Source organism: Paenibacillus sp. P46E (genome assembly GCF_001909095.1).
Taxonomy (GTDB): domain Bacteria; phylum Bacillota; class Bacilli; order Paenibacillales; family Paenibacillaceae; genus Paenibacillus_AQ; species Paenibacillus_AQ helianthi.
Genome location: NZ_LVYZ01000032.1, coordinates 17,654 through 44,295 on the forward strand (window position 1 = coordinate 17,654; position 26,642 = coordinate 44,295).

21 protein-coding genes and 2 pseudogenes are annotated in these 26,642 nt (G+C 46.1%); 16 read left to right on the forward strand and 7 right to left on the reverse strand.

Annotation, left to right across the window (positions count from 1 at the left end):
• Positions 1-69: 69 nt before the first annotated feature.
• From A3849_RS09115 to csaA, 7 genes are all read left to right on the forward strand, one after another.
• Positions 70-2,313 carry a U32 family peptidase gene (locus A3849_RS09115; RefSeq protein WP_074111115.1) on the forward strand — a complete coding sequence of 748 codons (2,244 nt, stop codon included), beginning with the start codon at positions 70-72 and terminating at the stop codon, positions 2,311-2,313.
• A gap of 98 nt (positions 2,314-2,411) precedes the next feature.
• Positions 2,412-2,858 (forward strand): SRPBCC family protein, encoded by a 447-nt coding sequence (locus tag A3849_RS09120; protein ID WP_083613418.1) that lies wholly within the window; start codon positions 2,412-2,414, stop codon positions 2,856-2,858.
• A gap of 250 nt (positions 2,859-3,108) precedes the next feature.
• Positions 3,109-3,684, forward strand: a complete 576-nt coding sequence (locus A3849_RS09125) for a TetR/AcrR family transcriptional regulator (protein ID WP_074111116.1) — start codon at positions 3,109-3,111, stop codon at positions 3,682-3,684.
• Between the two features lie 290 nt (positions 3,685-3,974).
• Entirely contained in the window at positions 3,975-4,826 is an 852-nt protein-coding gene (locus A3849_RS09130) for an SDR family oxidoreductase (RefSeq protein WP_074111117.1), read from the forward strand.
• Positions 4,827-4,839: 13 nt separating this feature from the next.
• Positions 4,840-5,919, forward strand: a complete 1,080-nt coding sequence (locus tag A3849_RS09135) for an FAD-dependent monooxygenase (protein ID WP_074111118.1) — start codon at positions 4,840-4,842, stop codon at positions 5,917-5,919.
• A 1-nt stretch (position 5,920) separates the two neighbouring features.
• Positions 5,921-6,244, forward strand: coding sequence for a putative quinol monooxygenase (locus A3849_RS09140; RefSeq protein ID WP_074111119.1), 324 nt, complete (start codon positions 5,921-5,923; stop codon positions 6,242-6,244).
• 45 nt (positions 6,245-6,289) lie between these two features.
• Positions 6,290-6,622 (forward strand): chaperone CsaA, encoded by a 333-nt coding sequence (gene csaA / locus A3849_RS09145; protein WP_074111120.1) that lies wholly within the window; start codon positions 6,290-6,292, stop codon positions 6,620-6,622.
• Positions 6,623-6,826: 204 nt separating this feature from the next.
• On the opposite strand, the gene A3849_RS32825 is transcribed toward csaA, so the two are convergent.
• Entirely contained in the window at positions 6,827-8,383 is a 1,557-nt protein-coding gene (locus tag A3849_RS32825) for an S-layer homology domain-containing protein (RefSeq protein WP_256700713.1), read from the reverse strand.
• Positions 8,384-8,639: 256 nt separating this feature from the next.
• Here A3849_RS32825 and A3849_RS09165 point away from each other — a divergent pair.
• Positions 8,640-9,435 (forward strand): annotated as a pseudogene (locus A3849_RS09165) (helix-turn-helix transcriptional regulator); the annotation flags it as partial.
• Positions 9,436-10,128: 693 nt separating this feature from the next.
• On the opposite strand, the gene A3849_RS09170 reads toward A3849_RS09165, so the two are convergent.
• A complete protein-coding gene (locus tag A3849_RS09170; RefSeq protein WP_074111121.1) occupies positions 10,129-10,539 on the reverse strand; it encodes a MerR family transcriptional regulator in 411 nt (136 codons plus the stop codon).
• Between the two features lie 171 nt (positions 10,540-10,710).
• Here A3849_RS09170 and A3849_RS09175 point away from each other — a divergent pair, with 171 nt between their 5' ends.
• Positions 10,711-11,655: an MBL fold metallo-hydrolase gene (locus A3849_RS09175; protein ID WP_074111122.1), complete on the forward strand. Its 945-nt coding sequence runs from the start codon at positions 10,711-10,713 to the stop codon at positions 11,653-11,655.
• Between the two features lie 124 nt (positions 11,656-11,779).
• Here the strand turns inward: A3849_RS09175 and A3849_RS09180 are convergent, their stop codons facing one another.
• On the reverse strand, positions 11,780-12,079 hold the full coding sequence (locus A3849_RS09180; RefSeq protein WP_218619220.1) for a hypothetical protein: 300 nt from the start codon (positions 12,077-12,079) through the stop codon (positions 11,780-11,782).
• A gap of 434 nt (positions 12,080-12,513) precedes the next feature.
• On the opposite strand from A3849_RS09180, the gene A3849_RS09185 reads away from it, so the two are divergent.
• A complete protein-coding gene (locus A3849_RS09185; RefSeq protein ID WP_074111124.1) occupies positions 12,514-12,918 on the forward strand; it encodes a VOC family protein in 405 nt (134 codons plus the stop codon).
• A gap of 207 nt (positions 12,919-13,125) precedes the next feature.
• Here A3849_RS09185 and A3849_RS09190 read toward each other — a convergent pair.
• The 4 genes and pseudogenes from A3849_RS09190 to A3849_RS09205 all read right to left on the reverse strand — a co-directional run bounded on the left by A3849_RS09190 (position 13,126) and on the right by A3849_RS09205 (position 16,878).
• A pseudogene (locus A3849_RS09190) lies at positions 13,126-14,583 on the reverse strand (MDR family MFS transporter).
• A 76-nt stretch (positions 14,584-14,659) separates the two neighbouring features.
• A complete protein-coding gene (locus A3849_RS09195) occupies positions 14,660-14,899 on the reverse strand; it encodes a hypothetical protein (RefSeq protein WP_074111125.1) in 240 nt (79 codons plus the stop codon).
• A gap of 588 nt (positions 14,900-15,487) precedes the next feature.
• A complete protein-coding gene (locus A3849_RS09200; RefSeq protein WP_074111126.1) occupies positions 15,488-16,306 on the reverse strand; it encodes an SDR family oxidoreductase in 819 nt (272 codons plus the stop codon).
• 41 nt (positions 16,307-16,347) lie between these two features.
• Positions 16,348-16,878: a PadR family transcriptional regulator gene (locus tag A3849_RS09205; RefSeq protein ID WP_074088251.1), complete on the reverse strand. Its 531-nt coding sequence runs from the start codon at positions 16,876-16,878 to the stop codon at positions 16,348-16,350.
• 287 nt (positions 16,879-17,165) lie between these two features.
• Here A3849_RS09205 and A3849_RS09210 point away from each other — a divergent pair, with 287 nt between their 5' ends.
• The 6 genes from A3849_RS09210 to A3849_RS09235 all read left to right on the forward strand — a co-directional run bounded on the left by A3849_RS09210 (position 17,166) and on the right by A3849_RS09235 (position 26,574).
• On the forward strand, positions 17,166-18,419 hold the full coding sequence (locus tag A3849_RS09210; protein WP_074111198.1) for an acyltransferase family protein: 1,254 nt from the start codon (positions 17,166-17,168) through the stop codon (positions 18,417-18,419).
• Between the two features lie 197 nt (positions 18,420-18,616).
• Positions 18,617-19,723: a phosphotransferase enzyme family protein gene (locus A3849_RS09215; protein WP_178382647.1), complete on the forward strand. Its 1,107-nt coding sequence runs from the start codon at positions 18,617-18,619 to the stop codon at positions 19,721-19,723.
• 1,025 nt (positions 19,724-20,748) lie between these two features.
• Positions 20,749-22,785 (forward strand): serine hydrolase domain-containing protein, encoded by a 2,037-nt coding sequence (locus tag A3849_RS09220; protein ID WP_074111127.1) that lies wholly within the window; start codon positions 20,749-20,751, stop codon positions 22,783-22,785.
• 101 nt (positions 22,786-22,886) lie between these two features.
• The gene (locus A3849_RS09225) at positions 22,887-25,160 is read left to right on the forward strand and encodes a sensor histidine kinase (protein WP_074111128.1); all 2,274 of its coding nucleotides are present in this window, start codon (positions 22,887-22,889) and stop codon (positions 25,158-25,160) included.
• The gene (locus A3849_RS09230) at positions 25,144-25,779 is read left to right on the forward strand and encodes a response regulator transcription factor (RefSeq protein WP_074111129.1); all 636 of its coding nucleotides are present in this window, start codon (positions 25,144-25,146) and stop codon (positions 25,777-25,779) included. Before A3849_RS09225 ends, A3849_RS09230 begins: the two co-directional genes overlap by 17 nt.
• 414 nt (positions 25,780-26,193) lie before the next feature.
• Positions 26,194-26,574, forward strand: coding sequence for a hypothetical protein (locus tag A3849_RS09235; RefSeq protein ID WP_074088254.1), 381 nt, complete (start codon positions 26,194-26,196; stop codon positions 26,572-26,574).
• The last annotated feature ends 68 nt before the right edge of the window (positions 26,575-26,642 follow it).

The window sequence follows — 26,642 nt, forward strand, 5'->3', positions numbered from 1 at the left end:
GTTCTTATTTTATGATCAATGGTGCTGAGTTTGACTGGCGTGTAACTTATGAGTCACAAGGAGGAAAAAATGACTGAATTATTAGCTCCAGCAGGAAATATGGAGGCTTTAAAAGCTGCAATTTCTAATGGTTGTGATGCAATATACTTAGGAATGCAAAAATTTGGTGCACGTGCATACTCATCTAATTTTGATTTTGAATCGTTAAAAGAGGCTGTTACGTATGCGCACCTGAGGGACGTTAAACTCTATGTTACAATGAATACCATCGTTTTTGAAAACGAAGTTGAAGAGATGAAAGAGCAGATCCACGAATTAAATAAAATCGGTGTGGATGGCATTATCGTCCAGGACCTGACTGCTTTCGATTATATCGTTAAAAACTTTCTTGATATGGAAGCACATTGTTCAACTCAAATGGGAATCGACGATGTAGACGGAACTTTATTATTTAAAGAACTTGGTGCTAAACGAGTGGTTCTGTCCCGTGAGGTTGAGATTGAAAAAGTAAAAGAGATCAAAAGAATAGCTGAGATCCCTTTAGAAATTTTCGTTCACGGTGCTTTATGTGTATCCTACTCGGGAAACTGTCTAATGTCAGGATTAATGGGCAATCGAAGCGCAAATCGCGGAAGATGTGTGGGTTCATGCCGTAAGGAGTATGAACTCATGGATAAGACAACAGGTACATCTTTAGGGAAAAACCATATTCTATCTACCAAGGACTTAAACACAATCGACTATATCGAGGATTTAAAAGAAATCGATTCTTTAAAAATCGAAGGCCGAATGAAAGTGCCTACGTATGTTGCTAATGTGGTATCCAAATATCGCATGGCCTTAGATCATAAAATAACCGAAGAAGATAAAGAAAATCTGAAAAAAACATTCAATAGAACATTTACTAAAGGATATTTGTTTCACGAAGATAGGAGAAATATTACAAACATTGTAAGACCTAATCACTTTGGTTATGAAATTGGAACCATCAGCAAGATTGTTAAAGACATGTATGAAATAACACTTACACGTACTTTAAATCAAAACGATACCATCAGAATAAGTCACAACAATGAAGATGTTAATCTGGCTGTTGCCAAACTGTACGATCAAGAGGGTGAATTAATCAACAAAGCAGATGATGTCTGCTATATCAAAATCAAAGAAAAGGTGTCTAAGGGAGATTTAGTATATAAAACGAAGGATTATTTCTATAACAAAGAATTAGAATCATCACTGGAAAAAGAATTTAAGCGGTTTAACCTCGATATTAGAGTATATGCATCTCCAGATTCAAAGCTTGTCATAGATGCGGAGGGCTTAGGCTTTACTTATTCATATGAAAGCGAGGAAATACTAGGCGAAGCCATTAATAATCCAACAACAAAAGACCAGGTAATCAAGCAATTTTCAAGATTAAATGATACGATATTCGAACTTAATCATGTGGAATATGAAGAATGCAATGCGTTTATTCCAGCTAAACTGTTAAATGCAGCAAGAAGGGATATTGTACTGGGCTTATATGACTTGAAGCTTAACAGCCAAAAGAAACGAACCAAGGCTTTGGAAGCAAAAGAAAAAATAAGCTTTGCCCCTGAAGAACCATACCTTACGGCCTCTGTAACGACTAAGGAGCAGTACGATGCTTGCGTGAGCTGTGGAATTAAGGAAATCTATTTTGAAAATGTGGTTAGAAGAAATCAGATTGATTATAAGGAAAAAGAAGGGCAGCTACTCATTGGAGGATATGGCGGAATTTATCACTACAGAGACACGAATCCGTTTGTTACGGACTATTCTCTAAATGTTGTTAATGCTACTAGTTGCTATGAATTATATAAATTAGGTGCAAAACGAGTCACTTTATCTTATGAATTGAATAAGAGTCAAATTGAAGATTTAAGGAATGCCTATGTTGAAGAAAATGACGGCTATCCTGCACTGGAAATGATTGTATATGGCAAGGCTCCTTTGATGTTTACAAAATATTGTCCGATGAAAAAAATGAATCAATGCAGAATTTGCAAAACGAAGAGCTATGAGTTAAAAGATGAGCAAGGGACGTTCCCTATCATTTCCCATGATGATTGTACAACGACTCTCCTTCATGGGAGGACGCTTAACCTATTAGATGAGCTACCAAACCTCAAAGGAATCGAGGCGCTCAGATTAAACTTCACAGTTGAATCCAAAGAGCAGGTTGTGAAAGTCATTCATATGGCGTCAGGTAAATTAAATGGATCAATGAATAATGCTGTCTTTAATCAGGAAACAGACACAAGAGGACATTTTAATAAAGAGATTGTGTAGGTAGCTAAAGGGATGGTTCTGGCGAAGACTAATCGTTCAGCTTAGGGCAATGAAACCAGAAATCCAATAGGTGATCATATAGCGTGAGGTGACTGGTCGTGAAATGGAAAGGGACGTTTACTTATCAAACCGTTCTTATGCAACCTTTGGAGCGGGTTTGGGACTTTTTTCAGTCAGCCGAGAATTTAGTCAGAATTACATCCTTCCCCAAAACGACGGTGAAGGGGCCTTCCGAAGCAGCTGCGGGAAAAACGATCCAGTTGGAACTAAACTTTGGGTTCTGGAAAATCTCCTGGAAGTCGTATATATCAGAGTGGAAAGAACGGGAAGGATTTGAAGATATCCTTATCGATCCCATATTTCCGTTCCATTCTTGGAAGCACCGCCATCAGTTTGCTTCAAAGTCCGTTCGTGAAACGATTATGACGGACAGGGTGGAGTTTGAAAGCTCTCTGCCCAGTTGGTTCATAAAAGTTGGCCTGATCTTCATGTTTAAAGATCGTGAAAGAATGATAAAGAAGTATTTTGGAAGAAGGACGGAATAAGGCAGTAAGATCAAAGAAGGGGTCATCCCGCAAAGGATGGCTTTTAACCTTGCCGTTACAGACAGCGCGGAGAACCGTACCATAAGTAACGGCAATTTTTATCGGAATTCCCCGTGAAGTTAATGAAACTATTCATTCATCGATAACATATGGTTTGAATCGAATATGTGGTCACCAATACAGGGATTATGGTCACAAGCATGCAACCTTCGTCATGGACATACGCATATAGCACTGCTATAATGGGCGTATGAACACATATGACAAAATATTAGCAGCTGCTCTTAAGGTACTCGAAGAGGAGGGCGGAGCCCATTTTTCGACGCGAGCCGTAACTGCGATCGCGCAGGTTACGGCCCCTACACTCTATCACCATTTCGGCAATGCCGATGGACTCCTGAGTGCAGCTATAGTGGAAGCGTTCAAACAGTTATTTGAAAGCAAGATTGCCGCAGTGGAGTCCACCATTCCAGAGATGGCTCTTCGTCAAGGATGGGATGACTATGTCCACTTTGCGGCTGCCCGTCCTCGGATCTATGCGGCGATGATGGGGCGGTTGCTCGAGGGCGCACATATCGAGGCGGCAGATCATTCGCACCAAGTACTAGTGCAAAATGTTCAGAGAGTCGCTGCCGAAGGCAAACTGGCTGTGTCAGCTCAAGCTGCAGCAGATCTGGTCTGGGCTTCCGCCAATACGGCCTCTTGGCTGTATGTGACGGCCCAGATTCGTAAGGCACCCCTACCTGAACCCAACGTCGTTGATCTCATTCGGGAAAGCGTAATGCAGATCATTTTGATTCAAGAGCCGGACACCGATTCAAAATGAGGGATCCGATGACAGAGTGTAAAGATTTCAGGTAAAGATGAAGGTCCACAAATAGTGGCGCATAAGAGAGATCGCCTATCCAAACAGGATGGCGATCTTTTTCATTTTCTGAAGGATGTCGATGATCTCACTCCTCACGCAACGCCCGCCAAAATGAGGTTCAGGCCGCAGGACGACACTTCGTAAAAATATATAGCACCGCTATAGACAACTTTGTATAGCGGTGCTATAATACTCGTATAGCAGTGCTATATCGCGAACCAAATCTTAACAAACCTAGGAGGCTTACTATGTCATTCAACACTCAAGAACTGGTCGTTGTCACAGGTACGTCCAGCGGCATCGGTAGGGCTACCGCGGAGCAGCTCGCCGCTGAAGGATTTCACGTTTTGGCGGGGGTTCGTCGTCAGGAAGACGCCGACCAAATCAAACGCAAAAATATCGAGCCGGTCATCGTCGATGTTACCAATATCGGCACACTCAAGGCGCTGGCCGAACGGGTGGAGCAAGATCCGCTTGGCCGTCCTTTGCGGGCAGTGGTCAACAATGCCGGCATCGCCGTTAATGCCCCTCTTGAGATGGTCCCGCTCGATGAATTTCGCCGCCAGATTGAAGTCAGCGTGATCGGACAGGTCGCGGTTATTCAGGCGCTTACCCCGGCCTTGCTGAACAGCGGCGGGCGCGTAGTCAATATCGGTTCGCTTGGGGGTAAGGTCTCCATGCCCGGTTTCGGAATTTATTCGGCTGCCAAGTATGCTATGGAAGCGGTCAATGACAGTCTCCGCAGAGAGATGTCCCCGTTTGGCCTCAAGGTAATCATGATCACTCCGGGTGGCGTCAGCACTGGCCTGTCGGAGCAAGGGATTATGACAGCGCAGCGGCTGGCCAAGTTGATGACGCCGGACCAGCACAGGCGCCATGATCGTCTTTTTGATGCCGTGAAGGCTCAGGCGAAAACGTGGGCAACGGACGGTATCCGCCCCGAGAAGGTGGCAGCAGTGGTTTCACGAGCAATTCACGTCAGTAAACCTCATACCCGCTATACGGTTGGTCGCGATTCGGCACTGCTGACCCGACTGGTCCGTATTCTCCCGGACAGACTCCTCGACCGGATGCTCCGTATCCAGATGAAACTGCAGTAAAGGAAGAAGAACGATGTCACACAAACAGATTGAACATGCCATTATTGTAGGTGGATCTTTGGGTGGTCTAATGATGGGGCTTGCGTTATCTCGCTCTGGTTATACAGTTACCATTCTTGAACGTGCAGATTCCTCATTAAGAAATGGTGCTTTTATTCGTTTACACACAAAGCCTTATCGTAATAGTGAAATTGAACGGGAATTAAGACACTTGGCATCTAGTGGTAACAACAATGTTGAAGCCTGGTCAGCCATTCAAGAACGTTTGCGCAATGCGGTTGCTAAAGAACCTGGTATTACCCTTCGGCACAATACACGAATTGTTAGTGTTGGACAAAATGAATCATCTGCTTGGGCTACTAGTGAAGAGGAGCAGACGTTTAAAGGGGACTTTTTGATTGGCGCAGATGGATATCGCAGTATTGTCCGCCGCTATTTAAATCCTGACAAACCCTTTGCAGATTATGCTGGCTATCTGGTTTGGGTTGGGAAGGTAGACGAAGAACTGCTGCCAAAGAAAGACTGGAAAAAACGGCAACTTTCGAACGCTTATTTCAACAACAGTGCTGCCGGTACATTGACAACTGCGGTGATGCCAGGTAAAGAAGGAGGAACCAATCCCGGCCAGCGGTGGATAGGTTATTGCTGGTTTGATCATTCGCATAATCAATTGCTGTCTGAGTTAGGGGTGTTAAAGGACGGGGTTGCCCAGCATTCCTTATACGGTGAAGATATTCCGGACTGGCTACTGGAAGAACTATCACAAACCAGCCATGCCCATTGGAATAAAGAAGATGATGCCATTTTGCAAATCGCAATTAAGAACCGCAGTTTAATCGGGGCACCTGTTAATGAATACATCCCTAATATATTGTCAAAAGGAAGAATCGCCATGATCGGCGATGCTGCTCATACCATGTCACCAATGACGGGCGCAGGCTTTAATGACTCACTTGATGATGCCGTTACCATTATAGACTCTATTAAGCAGTATCCGGATTCGATAACAGAAGCTTTGAGTGAATACCAAACACGCCGTTTAGATGTGGTTCGTCAAGATGTTCTTGCGGGCCAATACAATAGGAGGAATTAACATGAACGATACAAAGAACCGTTACGTTACTGTACTCTGGGAGGCGAGAGCTAAGGCAGGAAGAGAAGCCGAGATGAAGGCATTCATGACTGCTGCTGTCACCCCGTCACGCAACGACCTAGGCAACATTGACTATGAGGCTCACGAGGTAGAAGGCCAGCCGGGCACATTCATTATCTACGAGCGCTGGGAAAACCGGGATGCCCTTGACCGGCACCTGAGTGCCCCTCGGATGCAGGAACTGGTACCCCAGCTCTTAGAACTGATGGAGGGATCCATTGAGGAAGGGATTCGACTCCTGAAGCCTTTCCGTCCAGTGCAGTAAGAGCAACGCCGAGTGGTTAAAGACTTTAGTGGAGGAGGCAAAACGTTGGCAACGATCGATGATTTTGCAGCACTAGATATTCGTGTCGGAACGATTAAGGAAGCCGAGTTTTTTGAAGAAGCAAAGATCCCTGCGATCAAGCTTAAGATTGATTTTGGACCGGAGATCGGGATAAAATCCTCAAGCGCACAAATAACTAAGCGTTACAAGGTTGAGGACATTGTAGGGAAGCAAATTATAGGAATCGTCAATTTTCCTCCTCGGCGCATTGCGGGATTCAAATCGGAGGTATTGGTTTTGGGAGGAGTCGCGGAAAAAGGAGATGTTATTCTATTAAAGCCGGATACTGAAGTGCCTAATGGTACTCCTATTGCGTAAAAAATAGAATCTACGGCGATGCTTTTATAAATCTCCAGTACCAGCTGGAGGCTTGTTGAGCATAGAACTAAAAAATAACGGTGAAGGGATAGCTCCCTTACGCCGTTATTTTTTCTAGTTGAACTTATCTTCTCGCTTAAGTGCTGTCTTCAACCCAAGCTTCAATAAGCAAACCCTTCTGCGGGGTTACGATAATGACTTTCTTTAATCCGTATAGTGGCCTAAGACAAGGTCAACAACATCCTGGATATCTTGTTTAGTAGACATAGGCGTTCCAAAAGGATTGTTTTTGGCTTCCTGATAGGCGGATTCAAGGGCAGATAAGACCTCACTTAAGTTCGAAGCGGTCACTCCGGTTATACCCGCTTGAGCGAATACTTCTTCGTTAGGAGCAGATCCTTCATGGAAAGGATTCAAATAATCATAGATTACAGCTAACATAATTGCCTGATTAGTCTCGTCAACAATCGCTTGAATTTGAGACAATGTTCTTGGAAGTGGTGTTAAACCGGTTTCCAATGCGTATTGGTAGGAGGTTAGGTCTTCTGATTGGATGTCCGTAACACCTGCAATGGAAAAAGTCGTCACATCAACATTCGTCCATATACCCGAAGCCGTTGCAGCATTGATCAAATCCAGTGCCGCTTGCTGTGTAATACCGCCAATAACTGTATTGACGATGGCTTGGATTTCAGATGCAGTCCATGGGGCTGTTCCATCCGCGTCCAATGCTTGTTCGACATCTGTTAAGTTTGACGATGTGACGCCCGTAATACCTGCATCAGCAAAAGTCATCTCATCAACATTGATCCATGTCCCAACAGATGTATTAATCATATCTAGTGCGATATTGGATGGAGTCGGCATCGGTGTCAGCGTTGGCGTTGGCGTCGGTGTCGGTGTTGGTGTCGGCGTCGGTGTTGCCGTAGGTGTTGGTGTTGGTGTTGGTGTTGGTGTTGGTGTTGGTGTTGGTGTTGGTGTTGGTGTCGGTGTTGGTGTCGGTGTTGGTGTCGGTGTTGGTGTTGGTGTTGGTGTTGCCGTAGGTATCGGTGTCGGTACCGATGCTGGCGTAGGAGTCTGCGTTGGTGTAGGTACTGGCGTTGGCGTCGGCGTCGGCTTCAGTGTAGGTACATACTGTTGCTTCGCTTCGTAGGCACCAGTAACTAGTAAATCACGCGTAGCATTCGCTTTGCCGTCAAATTTACCATCAGTACCACTGGGTAACAATTTAAGCTCCAATGCCGAAGCCACATAACCCTGTGCCCAGTCGGATACGGTTGTATCGGTACCCGTCTTCGCTTTCGCTTCCGCGTCCTTTCCTAGCACTCGAACCAAGAACGTAGCCAATTGCTCTTTGGTCACTTTACCAGCCGGATTGTATGTACCTCCGCCATAGCCGTCAGTTATGCCGGCAGTTTTAAGTGCTTCAATGTAGGGCAGCGCATAACCATTGGCGGCATCATCCGCCTTGACGTCGCTGAAGCTCGAATTCTTCAGATCTTTATTGACTTCAATACCCGTGATCAATGCTGCAACCTTTGCGAACTGGGCACGGTTCATCTCATCTTTGAGCCCAAACGTCTTATCACTGACGCCATCGAAAATCCCAGCGCTAATCATTGCATCAAACTTAGCTTTCGTCGCCACATCCAAATCCTTTAGATCAGAGAAGTCTGCCGAAGTCTTTGCGTCCGCATAAGCTGTAATGCTGGTCGTGCACATTAATAAAATCAAAGATAAAACAACCCATCTTTTCCTCACAAATCCGCCTCCTTAGACTATACTGTCTGGGTTAATCGCCAATGTCGCTTCAAACCCATACTTTTTTGTAACAAGATATTTATCGGCAGAACTACTTTTATTTTTAAATAAATTTTAACGGAACTTGATATTGTTGCGGACACTAAAGGAGAGATTGTTAATAACCAACCTGATGTATATTATTATAAAGTTGGATTAAATCATAAAAACTGTAAGGATAGAAAAATTCACTAATGAGAAAATGAGGTGAAGGTTGATGTCTAAAATTGATAATATGATGGCGATTCTATGGATGTTTAAATCAGGCAGGAAAATTACTGCAAAACAAATATCTGAAAAGCTAGAGATCAATATTCGGACGGTTTACCGTTATATCTGAAACAGGTCATAACGGGGGATATACGCTGTTGAATGATTTTTCTGAAAGCCCTCTTCTTTTTGAGGTTGATGAGAAAACGGCATTACTTCATGCTGCTTTTTTTGCAAAAGGAGCCGGGTATTTTTGGGGGGAGGCACTAGATAGTGCAACTTCAAAGCTGAAAATGTATTCAAATCAAGAGCAGGACAAAGTGATCAATCAACATTTAGAAGGGCTCGAAGTACTAAGCCCAATTGGAAGATCACCTGTGGAGCCACTAATGAAGGAATTGGAGCAAAGTATAGTAAACAAAATATCTGTAGAGATGGATTACCATACAAGCCATGAAGCGCAGCACAAGCGTAGAATTGTTGATCCCTATGGCATAATTTATTGGAATAATAACTGGTACGTCATTGCATACTGTCATCTGAGGAATGAAATCCGCAGTTTTAGGGCGAGGAGAATTACCAGGTTGACTCAAACAGGAGATCCCTTCAATCGTCCGCAATATTTTTCGGCAGGAGAATTCTTTATGAAAAGCCTATTTCCAGAAGCAGATGATCAAAATGGACTTGTACCTTTAGTCCTTGGTGGTAAGACAAGTGCGCTGGATAACTTATGCCAGCATTGGTTTTTAGCACATCATTTGAAAGAACGGACATTAGAGAATTCAATATTTATACTAGAAGAAGACTTGAAGAGTAAGGTGGTTGGTATGTTGGAGAATACAACCTTTGTCTGGGGAGTGTTTGTAGCGGATAGTTCAAAACCATTCCCTAACTTCTTTCCAGTTGGACTATATACAACACGCGAATTAGCTATTAATCAACTTGAAATCATGCCGAGGGACAATAATTATCAATTGCTTAAGATGCCAATTAACAAAGACTTTTCGTATTACCATAAAAAACACGGGAAGTTAGTTGGAATGGACGTTATTCATCACGAACACTTTTATTTCAAAGATGAATCAAGTAATAACCACTAAGGCATTAATAAAAGAAGTGCACATGGATCGCGATAGAACAACCCTCAAAAAAATCGTCTTCTGGTTCCTGGAAGACGATTTTTTTACGAAAAGTGGTTTACCAGTTGGTGAGGAACAGAGAACCGTATCATAAGTGTGGCGAAATTTGGGTCAAGGCACTGCTTTGTAGGAGACATATGATAACATATTTCTATATGATCCAGGCTAGGAGATAATACTGTGGGTGCAAGTTCTGCCTCTTGAGGTGAGTCAGGGGAATTTCCGCACTGGAGTATGGAAATCATTCAGATTACATACTCTTCGCAGAGGGGCCTGCTTTCAATGAACTGGCACAGGGTGTCTGATTTTCCACATCAGACACCCTGCAGTGTTCACGTAGGATTACGCTGCGATTTTCTAGGTATTTACTATGTCTTCTTTCATAAGTTCTTGATATAAGGTAAGTTTCTCTTCGGCGAGAGAAATCATGTAGTCAATTTCTTGTCGTCTGGATTCCAGTTCCATCAGATGCTTCTCAAGGATCTCAATCCGCTTTTTTAAGGTGGGATTATAATTAGAAGGATTCTCCCCTTGTTGAATTTTGTCCATTACACAGCCCTCACGAGTAAATTCCGTAATCTCCTCAAGCGATAAGCCTAATTTTTTTAGTTTATTTAGACATTGAATGTAGGAAACCTCGCTTTCTTTATAGACACGTGCCCCTCCATTACTACGCTTGGGTTCATGTAGTACCCCGATTTTTTCATAATAACGGATCGTATAAGGAGTTAATCCCGTTTTTTCTGACACTTGACTGATTGTAAGCATCCGATTTCTTCCCCTCCTTTTTAATGCTGATGTTGAAAAATATTATACAGCTTTCAGTCAACTCAAAGCGAATGTTTACAATTCCCCCTAACCTCACCCTGAAGAATCTCTTGACTTCCAGTTGACTCTAACTTGTAAGTTAACTCTACTAATTGATAAAGGGGTGCAACAATGAAAAACGAATATTTCACCATTCAACAAGCATCGGAAGGTATATGGGGGGTTATTTCGGTTCCAGGCAGCGGTTCTCTGGGGAATGCAGCAATTATTGATCTTGGGGATTTAACCGTTGTAGTGGATACAACCAACCTGCCGCATTCTGGTGCTTTGTTACGCCATACTGCTGAACAATTAACAAACAAACCGGTTAAATATGTTGTGAATACACATTTTCATGGAGATCATGTCAACGGCAATCAGGAATTTATGAAAAGCGAATTTATATCTACCGTTTGGACAAGAGATTTGCTTTCTGATATGGGTGAAGTGAATATTGATCTCATGCAGCAAAACATTCAAAAGATAATAACTAGCCTAAATCAGGTACATTCAACACAAAAAGATCCCCACATGCTGACTGAAATCGACTATGATCTTTCCGTACAGCGAGCCCTTTATGATGCCATCCCTTCCCTTTGCAGGGTGATACCCACGATAACTTTTGAGGATAAACTCGTTATTCAAGGAACAAAGCGAACAATCGAAGTTTTATCATACGGAGGCGGTCATTCTTTAAGTGATGCTGTTGTGTACGTTCCAGAGGAGCAAACTTTGATTGCGGGTGATTTAATATCGACTAAGACCATCCCGGTCATACCATACGGTAATCCATACGCTTGGATACGCATCCTTAAACGAATTCAAAAAGACCTCAAGGTCGATACTGTCATTCCGGGACATGGAGATGTATCTAATTCAGATCGAATCACGGATGTCATACGCTTTTTGGAGAATACGATCACTTATGTTTCTGGAGCTGTAAAAAGCGGGAAGTCAGAGTCTTACTGGCTGGAACAAGGGGTATTAAAAGGCTATGAGGATTGGCATCTGCCCCAGTATTTCAGATGGAACTTTCGCTGGCTCTTTAACAGTATGCTTGTTCAAAACAACAGATGAGACAACATGCAACCTGTTTTTAACAGTGCATTTAAACGTATTCATTTTTGTTAAGGCCCCTAAAAACCGAATGCGAAACGTACCAAAACTACTTCATGGGGAAGGTCCTTAATGAAATGATTCCCTAACCTTGCGAAAGCGCTCCGCCTAATTGTTCGTTAGTCAATGCTTGACCACCAATGCCCCAGGCTCCATCGACTGCATGAATAACGTTGATCCAGATTTGCTCTTTTGGTAAATTTCCACCTGACATTTCATGAATGATGTCGGTCGCTTCCATGAAATACCCCTGTTGAATTTCTCGGGTATTAAATGCTGTCGCTGGCGTTTTCCATTCAATAAAAGCGACAGGCGCTTCTTTCGAGCCAGAGAATGTGTGCTCTTGCGAAATGATATGAATGGAGCCGACAATGTTTGGTGTCATGATCTTGTTACCGCTAAGCCCGTGCCATTTTAACATCAGGTCACTTAGACGTGAGAACGCTAGTTTCTCGGTTGACCGCCCTTCAGGGCGGACTTCTTCTTACACAGGTCCGCAGGGAGACGAGCCCGCTCGAAGCGGGATTGGACGCCATGATCGCGCACATCCGCTCGTTCATGGTCTGAAGTGCTGCACATTAGGGATGTAATCTCATTCCAAGGCAGGACTATTGCGGAGGTTAGACAAGCGTTTCAGGATTCAGTTGAAAATCCCGATAAGATCCGCCATAGTGTTGGAACCCGAACCATTCGATTCGTGAGGAAGCCCTGGAAATTCTAAAACGCTACTGACATAACGTTGTCAGTAGCGTTTTTTTATAATTGGACATGTAAATGTAAGAAAGATAGATAATTAATAATTAGGAAGGATGATATCTGGTGAACTTCGCTTCTGTACGCATCATTACGGACGACGTGGATCGTCTCGTCGAGTTCTATGAGCACGTTATGGGGGTCTCGGCGGAGCGACCCGCGCCTGTATTTGCCGAGCTCGTTGTGCCATCATGCACCCTTGCCATCGGCCACTCCCAAACGGCGCAGTTATTCGGCGCCGGTTCCGTAGTGGGGGCTAATAATCGCACTGTCATTATTGAGTTCCGTGTCGACGATGTCGAGGCCGAATATGTACGCTTGAAGCCATTTGTCGATAATTGGGTCAAGGAACCGACCACGATGCCGTGGGGGAACCGTTCTATGCTGTTCCGCGATCCCGACGGCAACCTTATTAACCTCTTCGAGCCGGTGACCGAGGATGCGATTAAACGGTTTAGAGGTAGAATGTGAGGAGAATGTTTCTTTGTTGAATTTATATAAACTTCGTGATGCCAATGATGAGAAAATACGTGTGGCGAAAAATGTACTAAAAGAATTATTATGAGGCAAAGCCCTACAGGGCCAATAAGGTACTTGAGCAGATGCGCTTCGATTTCGTACTATAGATGTTAGGGAGAACCGCACCAGAAATGAAGGCCAAATAAGTATTTCGAGACCCTAAGGCAACAGGTTTGTGGGTTCTTTCTTATGAGCAGAATCGGCAGAAAGACGGCCATTTATAAACCAACCCGGTACCAAAGCAAGTATTGCGAGAATAAATTCAATCCCCAAAACCGTTTGCAAACCGGCAACGATACTTTGTGTTTTTTCTTGAAACGCAGCGGGATCGAGCGAATGGTGAAGATAACGATTGGCTCTGGATGACATGATACCGACGAATAAAGCGATGCCAATTCCCCCAGTAATCTGTTGAAGTGTATTGTAGATGGCTGTGCCATGGGGGACCAGGTGACGCGGAAATTGATTCATTCCTGCCGTCTGAGCCGGCATGACGACAAACGATATACCTAAGAATAAGAGAATATGATTGAACAGAACGGAGCCCCGGGTTGTATCGCTGTCGATACCGGCAAACAGCCACAGCGATAGGGCGATCATGAACAGTCCAGGCATTATGACGAATCTCGGCCCGAATTTATCGAATAATTTTCCCGTCACAGGCATCATCATTGCGTTTAAAATGCAGCCTGGCATCAGAAGTAAACCTGTCGCGAATGCTGTCAACTGCATCACATCCTGCATATAGATCGGCAGCAAAGTCGTGGTGGCGAATAAAACCATCATCAGCACTACGATTAATACCGCTACCAAAGAAAAGGCGGAATACCGGAATACGGAAAGATCAATCAAAGGCTCTTTAATCTTGAGCTACCGCCAAATAAGCAAGAGCAGGAAGAGGCCGCCTATAGCAATCAAACTGTAGCTCCCAGAACCAGCCCGGACACCCGTCTGGCTGAAACCGTAGGTGATACAACCAAACCCGGCGGTTGACAACAAAATGGATAAAAGATCGACCTTTGGCTTGGTTATTTCTGTAACATTCTTTACGTAAATGAATGCATAAATAATCGAAATCAATACGAGAGGAATCACCATGTAGAACAGCCATCGCCAGTTTAAGGTGTCTATAACCAACCCCGACAAAGCCGGCCCGATGACAGGGGCGACCATGATAACAAGCCCCATGAGACCCATGGCAGCCCCCCTGCGTTCTGGAGGATAGAGGGCAAGAATCGTATTCATCATCAACGGAATCAATAATCCTGTCCCGCAAGCTTGAACCACCCTGCCTATCAGCAAGACTTCGAATCCAGGGGATACTGCACACAAGCAGGTACCTGCTAAAAATAACACCATCGCGGACATAAACATCCGGCGAGTCGTGAACCATTGCTGTAGCAATGCGGTCACCGGCACCAGTATGCCGATCATCAGCATATAACCGGTAGATAACCATTGTATGGTTGAAGCGGCAACGTTGAACTCACGCATTAATCCAGGAAATGTATTGGTAAGTAAATTTTCGTTAAGGAACGCAATAAATGCACCGATGAGCAGGGCGGCTAACATCGCCCCCCTCTTCATTCCTTTTGCTTCTTGAACCCGTCTGTTCATCTTCTACCTCCAGAGAATATTCATTGCGTTCCACGAAGTGTCTTAACACCGAATCTTCACCTGTCTGTTGTGCGGGTTATCCTACACCATCACTTTCCAACAAGGAGTAAAAATTATCGCGGTCTTCATCATCGAATTTGCCAAGCGCCCGTACCCTGACAATTTCATGTCCGCCAAACAGGTCGATTTCCTCGCCGTAACTGTTGTAGAGCGCGATCATATTGCCATCCTGATTCAGTTCCATATACCCGTAGCAAGTTGCCTTGGGCACTTCGCCGTAAAAGAGTAAAAATCTGATTTTGTCCACGCTGTTCATGCAGATCTCCTTTCTTTATTCCTCATCGTTCTGGAGAATATTTTACGTGACATCGGATGAATTGGAAAAAGAGGTATCGCCCTGCATATTCGTAAATTCATTTCTATTTAGAAAGCATAAGGGGGGATCCCTCGCTATTTCGCTCGTTCGCACATTATCTCTTGACGAGATGCAATTTGGGGAGTATTATATCGTGCCGGTTAATTCAATAAGGTAAATCAATAAAAAGGCTGACTTTTCGAGTGTGTCGGCACCGAACCGTATCACAAGTAACGGCAAAAAAAGGGAGTGTGCGGACACTCCCTTTGGGCTAATATTGTCTGTTATTAAATGTCTCCGGCAGCAACCTATTCTGCCAAATATAGAAACTACATAGACCCTTATTTACCGCCTTATTGACAAAATTAATCTCATTTCTGATCCCTTTATGGGCGTCATTCCACAGGCCCTTTATCAGGCACCGATACCATCGACTGTAAAGTTTTCGACGATGATACAAACGGCGACTTCGGGGTTTTGGGCGATCTGCTGCATCTTGCCTGAGGTCGCGTAATTTATTGCAGAACGATCATTTCAAATGCTCCCTTTTCAAGAAAAATGCTGAGCGATATTAGTTAAATACTCTGTTTCATCCGTATTTTCTTTCATATGAATCAGCATCTTTGCATCTTCTCCAACTACATATCGGAATTGACTTGTACCGTCTGTGGCCGCTTGGTATATGGTTTCGGCAACGATTTCTGGAGGCGAAGCGTATGCCGGGTGTTTTTCCATCTCAGCCAGTTTACCCCGAAACGCAGTAGTAAATGGCAGATAGTCTGTTAAAGCATCGTCAAAAAAGAACTCCATTGATCGTCCACCAAAGTCCGTATTAATAGCACCTGGTTCAATCAACTTTACTTTGATGTTTTGTGATGCTAATTCATAAGATACGGACTCAGAAAAACCCTCCACTGCAAATTTGGATGAATGATACAGAGACATCGTGGGAAAGGTCACTTTCCCTCCCATAGAAGAGACATTGATCAGCAAGCCTTCTTGATTCGATCTAAAATGTGGTAGCATGGCTGTAGTCATACTGATAAGACCAAAAACATTCACTCCAAACTGTCTTCTAATCTGCTCATCCGTAGCTGCTTCAATAAGACCCATTGTTCCATATCCGGCATTATTGAGAAGAACATCAATTTTACCAAACCGCTGAGTCGCTTCCGCTAACGCAGATTGAATCGTATCTTTTTTCTCGACATCAAGCCTTAGCACTAACACATTATCTAGTGAATTGAACTCAGTTTCTTGTTCAGGTGAGCGCATCGTGGCTACAACGTTCCATCCTCTTTCGGCAAAATGTTTCACTGTAGCTCTCCCAATGCCCGATGAAGCACCCGTGATAAAAATTGTTTTCATAAAAATTTCTCCTAAAAGTTTTGGATTCACTACATTCAGTTCTACTCTTGCACTAACTTCTCCAGGCTTACCAATCCCTCGGCAATGGTCGTAAGTTTAGCCTTATATTCTTCTATCCCAATTTGAATGCAGATGATCTGCGCTGGATGCATTTCATCTTTATGAAGCGAATATTGCTCTAATAATTGATCTAATTTTGTGTGTGATTCCTCTTGGACTTGCTTCAACCAAATAATCACCTTGTCATACCCGACGAATTCACCAAAATATAGCCTCATCATAAAATCAGATTTCCTGATGCTGTCTGCTACCAGCGGGGCCAGTAAATAGGCTTTAAAACGTTCTCTGCCTTTAGGCGTTATATATATAAGATTCTTGTTAGGCTTACCATCCTGGAGCACATTTTCCTTAGTGATCAACCCCTCCTTTTCCATCCGGGCAAGTGTGGGATAGATCGTTCCATAACTAGAACTATAGAAATTTGAGAATACATTTTCTAATAACTGTTTTATTTGGTATCCAGTCAACGCTTCTTTCATGAGCGTGCCTAAAATAACATCCTGACTGTTCAAAATTGGACCTCCTTGTAGTTTGGGGGGGATTTGTATACCGCGATCAAAATATATCACGGTGTTATATATCGAGTCAATACATACTGGTTCGATATATAAAACAATTTTTTGTACTGAATAATACAATTGTTGAAGGATTTTCCTGTGATTTATTGAAAGATAGGAGTACCTGAAATCGATGTACGGCGCTATTGGAAATGGGAGTAGCGGGCCCGTGGTTGTGGTGTTCTGGCTTCGGGGGCGACCATCCGTTTGGGAATCATTTGCGAGAAGGGGAAATTGAACTGATGTCAAAGATTCGGTTAGGCAGTACCCGATTAACAGGAGCGGATGGCATTCGTGCGATCGCTTGCCTGTCCGTCATCCTGCATCATTTGTCACAACGGCTGATGATGCCCGCACAAAAGCCTTGGCTTCAGGATGTACAGTCAGTTTTCTTGCTAGGGAACAGCGGGGTTAGCTTGTTTTTCTTGTTAAGCGGTTTTTTGCTGTCATTCCCCTTTTGGAGCGCTTACCTAGAGAATGAGCCGTATCCTAGTATCCGGACGTATGCATTGCGCCGTGCTGCAAGAATTATGCCCGGCTTCTATGTATCATTCCTGGTTTGTCTGTTGCTTGTGTGGAGGCTGGACATTCCTACGGAGTTCATGTGGCGGCGAATCCTAACGGGGGTCACGTTTACGACGGGTTTCCACTACACAACGTTTTTCCCGTCCGAATTGAATGGGCCACTCTGGTCGATCAGCTTCGAGGTGTTTTGCTACGTGCTTATGCCTTTGTTAATGGCGGTATTATTTGTGCTCGGCAAGCGGCGTTCGTTTGGAAAAGCGATCTTATTCTGGGTCATCGCGTTTGGATTGGTGCTTGCCGTAAACGCTCTCATCCATCAGTGGTTTACGCCAGGCGAGCAGGACCGGGGCTGGGATTATGGTCTAATTGGCGGTGCGAAATTCTGGATGCCGAATTACAATCCCGTCGGATTCTTCGGCCACTTCTCGATCGGCATCCTGGCCGCAGGCGTAACGACCGCGATCATGCAGCGTGGCACTGTAGTGGAACGGCTCCGCAAGCTCGGGGTGTTCGATGCAATTGGAGCAGCCGCTCTGGGGCTTGCCGGTTTGCTGATCTGGCGTATGCGCCACCAGGGCGAATTTGACTTCAGCCTCCAGCAGCAGCCATACTACTTCCCGGCTTATGCCATTTTGTTCGGAGTCGTGCTGCTGTCGGCACCGTTCAGCGTGATCGTCGGACGTTTGCTAGATAACCGCTTTTTCAGGTTTACCGCAAAAATTTCGTTCGGTCTGTATATTTGGCACTATTTGTTCATTACGTTAATCGAAAAGTACGGCATCCAGGATTATCACTATTCCGGGATTAGGGATGTGTGGCGATGGCTCGGCATCAGTATATCCGTCGTCGCAATCTCGTATGCGGCGGCCACGATATCATATTATGTCATAGAGCAGCCGTTCATCAATTGGTCAAAGGGCAAGCCGGCCTTTCGGCACAAGCGGACCGATACACACTCCTTTTATTTATGAAAAAGCCGAATGACAAACAATTACTTGGCTGGACCCCGCGTCCGGCTGAAGAAGCCATTATAGCAACGGGTAGGAGCATGGTGAAAATCATCAAAGGGCAGATGAAGTAATCGGGAGCACGAAAAGAAGCTTGGCTCTAGGTCAATTTAATTATACTGAAAGTTTACCTAGAATTCGCATGGCGTGGCAGGTAAAATATGTTAAAGAGTTTTTTTACTGGAGGAGATATTATAAATTATAACGAGGTTGTTGAAATCAGTGATGCATATTTACTTCCATTTGTATCAGAGTTGTACGGATTGGAAGGCTACGAAATGAAGCCGGTTAAGGAACATAAGAGAGGGCGTAATGTCATTTATACCTGTGTGAAGGAAGGCACTGATGCAAAAATACTCAGAATCTCCTTTATAAATGACAGAAGCCGGGAAGATTTTCTAGGGGAACTTGAGTATGTAAGCTATTTATTCGAGCAAGGCGGCAGTGTCTCGAATGTAGTCAGTTCTCAGAAGGGGAATCTGCTGGAAGAGATAACTCATAATCATCACACCTTTTTTGTCTGCCTGTTTGAAAAGGCTAAAGGAAAAATGCTTGTGGAAAACCATTATCGGTATCGGGAAGGCGTTCCTCTTTCTGAATACTATTATAACTGCGGTAAAGTTCTGGGGAAGCTGCACGAATTGTCAAAAGGGTATGCTCCAGTCCATCCCCGGTACAGTTTTTTTGATAAATACAATGCCGAATATATCGATAAACTGATTCCCAACTCGTTATCTTTGCTTAAGGAGAAGTTGTTAGGGCTCCTTAAAACCTTGGAAGGGTTGGACAGGAACCATGAGTCGTTCGGTATGATTCATTTTGATTATAACGATGGGAATTATTTTATTGATTTTGATACCGGGCAAATCACCGTTTATGATTTTGATAATTCTTGTTTCGGTTGGTATATGTTTGACTTGGCCAGTATCTGGGGTAACGGAATGGGCTGGATACAATCTGAACCAGACACCGGTAAACGCAAAAAATTTATGGAGGATTATTTTGAAAGAGTCCTCGCGGGGTACAGATCCGAAACCAGGCTTGATCATTCATTGGTGAATAGTTTGCCCGTGCTTATTCAAGCAAACCTCATGGAGGGTATTATAGATGCATTCGAGGTCATGCGAAACAACGGCGAAGAGCCGGAGTGTGATGAGGAGCTGTCCTATAATATAAAATGCCTGGAAGACGATATCCCGTATTTCGGTTTTTTCCATGAGATTTATTCGTGTGAAGAACCCTTTGAGTATGAGAAACGAAATATGTAGATTTCAAAGCGAGATCAAATTCAGGGCCATCCCATAAAGGATGGCCCTGAATTTTGCCGTTACAGACAACGCGGTGAACCTTATCATATGTAGGGCGGAATATGTGGTTTAACCGACCCTGGCATAGAATATGCATTTGTTCGTGTGGTAGAGTGCTAATGAGGTGATAAATATGCTGTACGAATTAGAGAAAAAGGACTATTCGCTCTTGGAGCCTATACTTATAAGTGGATTTCAGTTTCCGGAAGTTTCTGCTGTAATCGATTCGATCAACGACCCTGTAAAGGAGCAAGAATCGGCATCCACCCCTTGAGAGGCAGAACGAAGGAATGTGAGGGCAACTACCCAGCGTGACATGGGAGGGTAATCCCCAAGGGCAAATGTGGAGACCCACTGTGCGGTCATATCCATCATCTCACAGTTTTGGAACGCGAACGATCCCAAGCTCTATTCCCGCATACGCTTCGGACGCATACGCCTTGCGCCTCAACTGCTTTGTCAAACCGTTGAAGTTGAAATCCTGCGAATAAGCGAGAAAACGGGCGGAAACTCTACTTTATAGTGGAAGTATCTGTAATTTTTTGTATCCGCTTTTGCTCACTTATAGTTCTAAGAATAGATCTGCAAAATAAACCTTGATGTCGTGAATGTTTTCCAGCGCTTCATAGCAAGCAAACTCCTTGTATTGGCAAATCATGTCCGCAAGGGCGTCGATGAATAAATTTTGCTCATGTATTTGTGCATGCTATTCATGCTGGTTCCTCCTTGTTGTTTGCCTTTTATTTCAGCGATTGCTGGTTTAGATCTTGCTGGGCGTTTTCGGTTCTCAGGTAGAATACAACGGGAATTTTTACATCTGTCATATACGGGGATATTTAAGCGGCATATTGCGCGATCCCGCAAAAAAGATGGCGGGTATACGTCGCAATTTGGCCCTTCTATACGGATTCGCGGATTACGGTCATTCGGTATGCTTGACTTATAACTAGGAAGTTAGATCAAGCCGATCACAAAGGAGACCGCAAATGACTTTCAAGATCATGAACGTCCCAAGAACGCTGCTTACGTCCGCATTGATTTTTTCGCTAGGCCTGTTCACCCCAGTCCTGTATGTCGTAAAACCAAACGTCGCTTCAGCCCAATCGGTTGGGGCTTCCGTATCCACAGCCGCGCTAGGGCCGTCCGACCCTCAAGAGGTCGCTGCTTTTATGGATAGCTTCTTCGCGCGTCCGGAAGTGAAGGCTGCGCTGGCGGGAGCATCGGTTGTCATAGTGAATGACGGCAAGGTGCTGCTGAACAAAGGCTATGGCTATGCGAACGTGGAGACCAAGAAACCGATAGACCAGAGCCATACGTTATTCCGACTGGCATCGATCTCCAAGACGTTCACTGCGATGGCGGTCATGCAGTTGGCCGAGCAGGGGAAGCTGGATCTGGATCTCAATGTGAACGGCTACCTAAAGGGCATGAAGATCGCCAATCGAACCGGCTCGCCGCTGACCGCTAGAGATCTGATGACGCACACGAGCGGCTTTGACTTTACCGACATACCGGAGGATGAGGGCGACCCGGACGGTCCGGTCTACAGGCTGGATACCTTCGTGGCGGACCACATGCCGACCGTAATCCGCAAGCCGGGAGAGGCGTTCCGTTATGACAATTACGGCTACAATTTGCTTGGGTATCTCGTTGAATGCGTCTCCGGACAGAAATTCGAGGATTATATCGAGAAGCATATTTTTAAACCGCTCGGTATGGATAATAGCCGGTTCGTGTATACGTCGGAATTGGCCGCCAAGCTGGCTACGCCGTATGACGCTTCCGGCGAGCCGATCGCGCAGTATACGACGTATCCGTACAACTCCCCGGACGGGGGCTTGATGTCGACTAGCGGGGATATGGCGCGGTTTATGCTCGCTGAGTTAAACGGAGGCAAGCTAGATAACCAGGCGGTTCTGCAAGAGAAGACCATGCAGGCGATGGAGCAGTACAGTGTGTCGATTCATCCAGATATCCCGGGCGTCGGCTATGGTTTCGAGTCGAGCTTCCCAAGCTTCAATAACGGACAATTCGTTATCGACAAGAGCGGAGCGGGATCCGGCTTCCAGTCTCAGCAGTGGCTGCTTCCGAAGCAGAAGACGGGATTGTTTATCGCGCTCAACAGCGCAAAGGACGCCCGCAAGATGAGAAGCTTGCTGTTTCAAAGCTTCATGGATCATTACTTCCCCAAACCTATTACGTCTCCACCTTCTTATATGAACACGCTTAAGAGCGAGCTCCAATACTTGGAGGGTACCTACAGCGATCTACGCCTGCCGGCATGGCATTACGAGGTTGAAGCGACCAATGGCGGATTGCTCGTGACCGACGCATACGGCGTGCATGAACTGAAGCAACTCAAGGATCTATTATTCATAGACGACACAGGCCGACTAGCCGCGTTCAAGAAAGACGATAAGGGTCGCATCGCCTATTTCGAGTACAACAAAGCTGACAGTTGGTCGGAGCGGCTGCCGGACGTGAAGCTGTATGCAGATGTGCCGCTAGATTCGCCTTATGCAAAGGATATCCGATATTTGCGGCAGCAGGGATTGCTGGAGCGGGAAGATCCGCTGAACTTCAATCCGGAGCAGTCGATTACAAGAGCCCAGTTCATTGGGTGGCTCATTCCGACCTTCGGCATCAAGTTGTCCGAGGAGCCGATTATGTTCAAGGATACCATGAACAGCCCGTATGCGGCGGAGATTCAAACCGCTCTCGAGGGCGGCGTCGTCACCGGCATATCAAAGGGAACCTTCGAGCCGAATCGCTCCATTACTCGGGAGGAGGCAGCCGTTATTCTTTCCCGGTTGTTACAGCTTGGACTCGGCATCATGCCGTCTGCTGAAGTCCAATTAAAAGGGCAAACCGACGCTTGGGCGCTTGACGGAGTTCAACATATTGTGGCGAGCGGCTACTATGGCCCGGAGGTCACCCCCGATGCGGACGGGGCGTTCGATTATCGTTCAAAGCAGCCGATGCTGCGACAAGAAGCGGCCGCTATGATACATCGTTACCCGTAAGGAGCCCCTCAATCGCATAATGCTCGGCCATGCCACTCTGGCATGGCTATTATCCGTATTTGGTAGAATAATGCTATACTTGGACCGGAGGATCGATCGCGATGACTACAGTGTCCCATCTGGCTACCCGGCATAAATATGGGCGGCGTCTCTATATGTCTCTCGTTTTCTTCATACTGTTAGCCGCGTATATTCATATTCAAGCCCTCAAATCCCCGTATATCGGCCTTGTCCTAAAGCCGTTACCGGGAAGCGGTTGGCGGATTGAAGCCGTGGACGAGGGCGGCCTAGCCACGGATTGGCGTCTTCAGCCCGGGGATCGAGTCGTCATGCTGGATCCGGATGCGAAGCTGACCCGCGAAGGGGAATTCTACCGACTACGCCAAGCCGACTATTTATCGGTAGCGCGACATGCGGAGGGGCTTATCAACTATCATCCGGCGAACCGACTCTTTTCAGCTTTCATTCTATCGCTAGCGATGGAGGCGCTGCTGCTCGGACTTGCTGTCTACGCGCTTCTGAGACAGCCGGAATCGGCGGTCATTCGTTCCTTCTTCAACTTAAACTACTTGCTTGCGCTTGTTATTCTCAGCATTTACTCGCCGGAGGGCAGTCTGTCACAGCTACTGTTGACCTATTGCTCCATATGGCTTCCGTATTTACTGTTATCCTTCTATTTGCAGTTTATTTATCGCGCCTCCGTCTTCCGTCTTCAGAAGCTGAAGAGCGTCTTTTTGCTCGGTACCTTCACGTTTACGCTTGTGATGACTTACTTTGTTGTCGCGGAGATCGAGGTCTTCAAGTGGATCTCAGACGTGCTCAATTGGGCGCTGCCCGGAACGACTCTACTGCTAGCGGGCGTCACCTTCCGAAGCTGGAGGCTGTTCGACCGGGTCGAGCGCAATCAACTGCTCATGCTCTTCGCCGGGCTGCTTCTCAGCCTGCTACCATACACCTTTCTCTACGCGATACCCGTCCTGTTCCAGGAGCCCTTTATTTTGCCGTTGAAGTATGCGCTCATTGGTTTTGTCCCGTTCTCTCTCATCTTTACTTTTATTCTCGTAAAGCGGAGCATGCTCTATATGCGACTTCATTTCCCTCGACTCGTCGTGCATGTGCTGTACTTTACGGCTACATTTATGCTACTTGTGCTATCAGCCGAGGGCGTGCAGCTACAGCTTTATGCCCTGTTTATCGTATTTATTGCGCTCACGCTCCTCTATCAAAGAGGGCTGCTGCGTTATCGGAGGAAGACGGTCGTACAGGGAGAAAAGTTGGATCGGCAAAAGCGTGCGCTATCCGCAGATTTGGAATCCAGGCAAGCGACCCGCGAGCTTCTGGCGCTCCTGACCGAGATTGTGAGCAAGCGGCTGGGCTCTCAGGATGTCTGCCTACTCTGGCAGGATAGTCCGGTTACAGTTGTTCAAGGCACGGGATCCTACAAGGGGATCGAGGGGGAGCGGCTTGAACCAGATTATCGGAGGCCGGAGGAAGTGATGAGTTGGCTCACTTCTATTGGATTGAGCCGGTTGATCGAGCTGAGAAGTCCATCAGGCAGTGGCGTAACGCTTGGCTATATCGGGATAGGGAACGACTCTTCGGCATTCTCGGAAAAGGAGGTCGAGGAGCTGCTACGCGAGGCTGCCGAGTTGGTTGTGAGATTCATGTACCAAGCCGCTTCCGGGCAGCGTGTCGCTCCGATAGACAGGTCGCTGCTCGAATCCCATGAGGCGGAACGGATTCGCACCTCGCATTTCCTGCATGACCGGCTGCTTCAGAACCTGATCTTTGTATCGCGCGATCTGGAAGAGCTTTATGATACCGGAAAGCCGGACAAGGAGCGAGTCGCACTGTGGCTAAAATGCATCTACGAATCCCAGAGCGACATTCGCGCCCTCTGCGACGATCTTCATCCGCCGATTATCGATCACGGGGACTTGCGATCGGCCGTCGAGTGGCTGATCCGCAGTATGAAGCAAAGGTCGCAGGACGGGGTCGAAGCCGAGCTGGTCTATGAGTTGGAGCCGCACGAGCCTCGGAATGAGCTTGTTAAATCGAACTTGTTCCGGGCGATTCGTGAACTGGTGAACAACGTCTTCAAGCATGCCGGAGCCACTCGATTAACGATTCATCTGTGGCGAGACGGACGCTATTTGTATTGCGTCGTTCGGGATAATGGGCGCGGCTTCGACGTTGCGACCGTGATGGCCCCGTCTGCAGCAGGGGAGAGGCGCTTCGGTATCCACTCCCTTTACAATCAAATCCGGCAGCTTGGCGGGGAGACGGACATTCATTCGATACCAGGGAAGGGCACATCCGTTCATCTTATGCTGCCACTCGATAGGGAGGAGCTAACCAATGCAGTCCAAAATTAGAGTCGTCCTGCTCGACGACCATCCCCTCGTGCTCGAAGGGCTGAAGAGACGGCTGGAGCAGGAGTCGGATATCGAGGTGCCTCGTACGTTCAGCAATCCGGTAGAACTGATAGAGGGAATCGAGCTGTGCCAACCGGATGTGCTTGTCATGGACATCGCGATGCCGCGGATGAACGGGTTCGAGCTCGGTCAGAGGCTGAAGGAGAAGTACGGCCATACGCTAAAAATTATTGTGCTGTCCGGTTACATGTACGAGGAGTTCTATAAGAAAGCGTACGAAATCGGCGTCCATGCTTACCTGTCCAAGCAAAGCCCCTATCCGCAAATCATTAACGCGATCAAGCAGAGCATGCTGGGCCATGCGCTTGTCGCGGAGAACATATGGCGTGCTGATCTGGAGAAGCTTACGCACATGGAGCGAGACGTGCTGCGAAGAGTCGCGGAGGAAAAGACGAACAAGGAAATCGCAGCCGAGCTGTCCATCAGCCAGCGAACGGTTGAGTATCATATCACGTCCATCAACCAGAAGCTAGGTGTAAAGACGCGAATCGGCGCCGTCGCCAAAGGCTACGAAAAAGGACTGCTCGGCTCGTTTTGGGGGGGGACGGACGATAGTTAGAGGAGTTTTCGGGCTACAGGTATCTAATTGGGTTCCTTCGATTTCGCTCTATAGATGCTATGGTGAACCGTACCATAAGTAGGGGAAAGGTTTTTGTAGAAAAGCTCACGGGAGCCTGTATTTACATCATACCGACCGTAGGAGCAGGGTAGGTTACTCTCCAGTCGGGATGATATGTAGATATTTTTCCTGTGGGCTTGTTTTTGCTACAAATGATTTACCTTGAAGGACTTTACTGCCCCCGGTGGGTCTTAGGTATGGTCGAAACAAGCGTCAGACTGGGACTATGCGACGATTATTTATAGATTAGCGGATAAAATGTTGTCATGGCGGGAGCTGCTGGGTAATAGAGATAATTAGAACTTTCGAATTGGCTGAATCTGGATGGGGAGCCACGGAAATGGGGGGGAGATCATGGCGGCACAGACAGTGTCAGGCATCAGCCCGGTACAGGCCATTGCAGCTTACGGTGATACACAAAGCGATGTCAGTTCCATGGAGAAACAGCGCAACCGGTTGCTGATGGAACTGGACAAGGTGAATGAAGCGCAGGGCGGAGAGATGCAGACGCCTTATCGCCGGGAGCAGCTGCAGCGGCAAATTCGACTGCTGGAGGCCCAACTGGTACAGAAAAGCGGAAGCAGCACTTCGGTCCATTTTGTACCGGCTCCTCCGCTTCAGGACCATCTCCCGGTCTGGCAAACGGAACGAATGGGAGGCCTCAAGGGCATCGTACTGACCGATCCACGGACGGCGACGGTCAACGCAGAGGGGCATTTCAATGCTTTGATTTAGACAAAAAGGCGAAGGTGCAAAAAGTATCCGGTGATGAACCGGCTTTTTGCACCTTTTTTTATATCAAG

Bases quoted from the DNA above. Each gene is read 5' to 3' on its own strand.
- A3849_RS09175 (WP_074111122.1), top strand. From the start codon at position 10,711: ATGAAAAACGAATATTTCACCATTCAACAAGCATCGGAAGGTATATGG.
- A3849_RS09235 (WP_074088254.1), top strand. From the start codon at position 26,194: ATGGCGGCACAGACAGTGTCAGGCATCAGCCCGGTACAGGCCATTGCA.
- A3849_RS09220 (WP_074111127.1), top strand. From the start codon at position 20,749: ATGACTTTCAAGATCATGAACGTCCCAAGAACGCTGCTTACGTCCGCA.
- A3849_RS09140 (WP_074111119.1), top strand. From the start codon at position 5,921: ATGAACGATACAAAGAACCGTTACGTTACTGTACTCTGGGAGGCGAGA.
- A3849_RS09130 (WP_074111117.1), top strand. From the start codon at position 3,975: ATGTCATTCAACACTCAAGAACTGGTCGTTGTCACAGGTACGTCCAGC.
- A3849_RS09195 (WP_074111125.1), bottom strand. From the start codon at position 14,899: ATGAACAGCGTGGACAAAATCAGATTTTTACTCTTTTACGGCGAAGTG.
- A3849_RS09135 (WP_074111118.1), top strand. From the start codon at position 4,840: ATGTCACACAAACAGATTGAACATGCCATTATTGTAGGTGGATCTTTG.
- A3849_RS09230 (WP_074111129.1), top strand. From the start codon at position 25,144: ATGCAGTCCAAAATTAGAGTCGTCCTGCTCGACGACCATCCCCTCGTG.
- A3849_RS09125 (WP_074111116.1), top strand. From the start codon at position 3,109: ATGAACACATATGACAAAATATTAGCAGCTGCTCTTAAGGTACTCGAA.
- A3849_RS09115 (WP_074111115.1), top strand. From the start codon at position 70: ATGACTGAATTATTAGCTCCAGCAGGAAATATGGAGGCTTTAAAAGCT.
- A3849_RS09215 (WP_178382647.1), top strand. From the start codon at position 18,617: ATGTTAAAGAGTTTTTTTACTGGAGGAGATATTATAAATTATAACGAG.
- A3849_RS09200 (WP_074111126.1), bottom strand. From the start codon at position 16,306: ATGAAAACAATTTTTATCACGGGTGCTTCATCGGGCATTGGGAGAGCT.
- A3849_RS09170 (WP_074111121.1), bottom strand. From the start codon at position 10,539: ATGCTTACAATCAGTCAAGTGTCAGAAAAAACGGGATTAACTCCTTAT.
- A3849_RS09180 (WP_218619220.1), bottom strand. From the start codon at position 12,079: ATGACACCAAACATTGTCGGCTCCATTCATATCATTTCGCAAGAGCAC.
- A3849_RS09225 (WP_074111128.1), top strand. From the start codon at position 22,887: ATGACTACAGTGTCCCATCTGGCTACCCGGCATAAATATGGGCGGCGT.
- A3849_RS09210 (WP_074111198.1), top strand. From the start codon at position 17,166: ATGTCAAAGATTCGGTTAGGCAGTACCCGATTAACAGGAGCGGATGGC.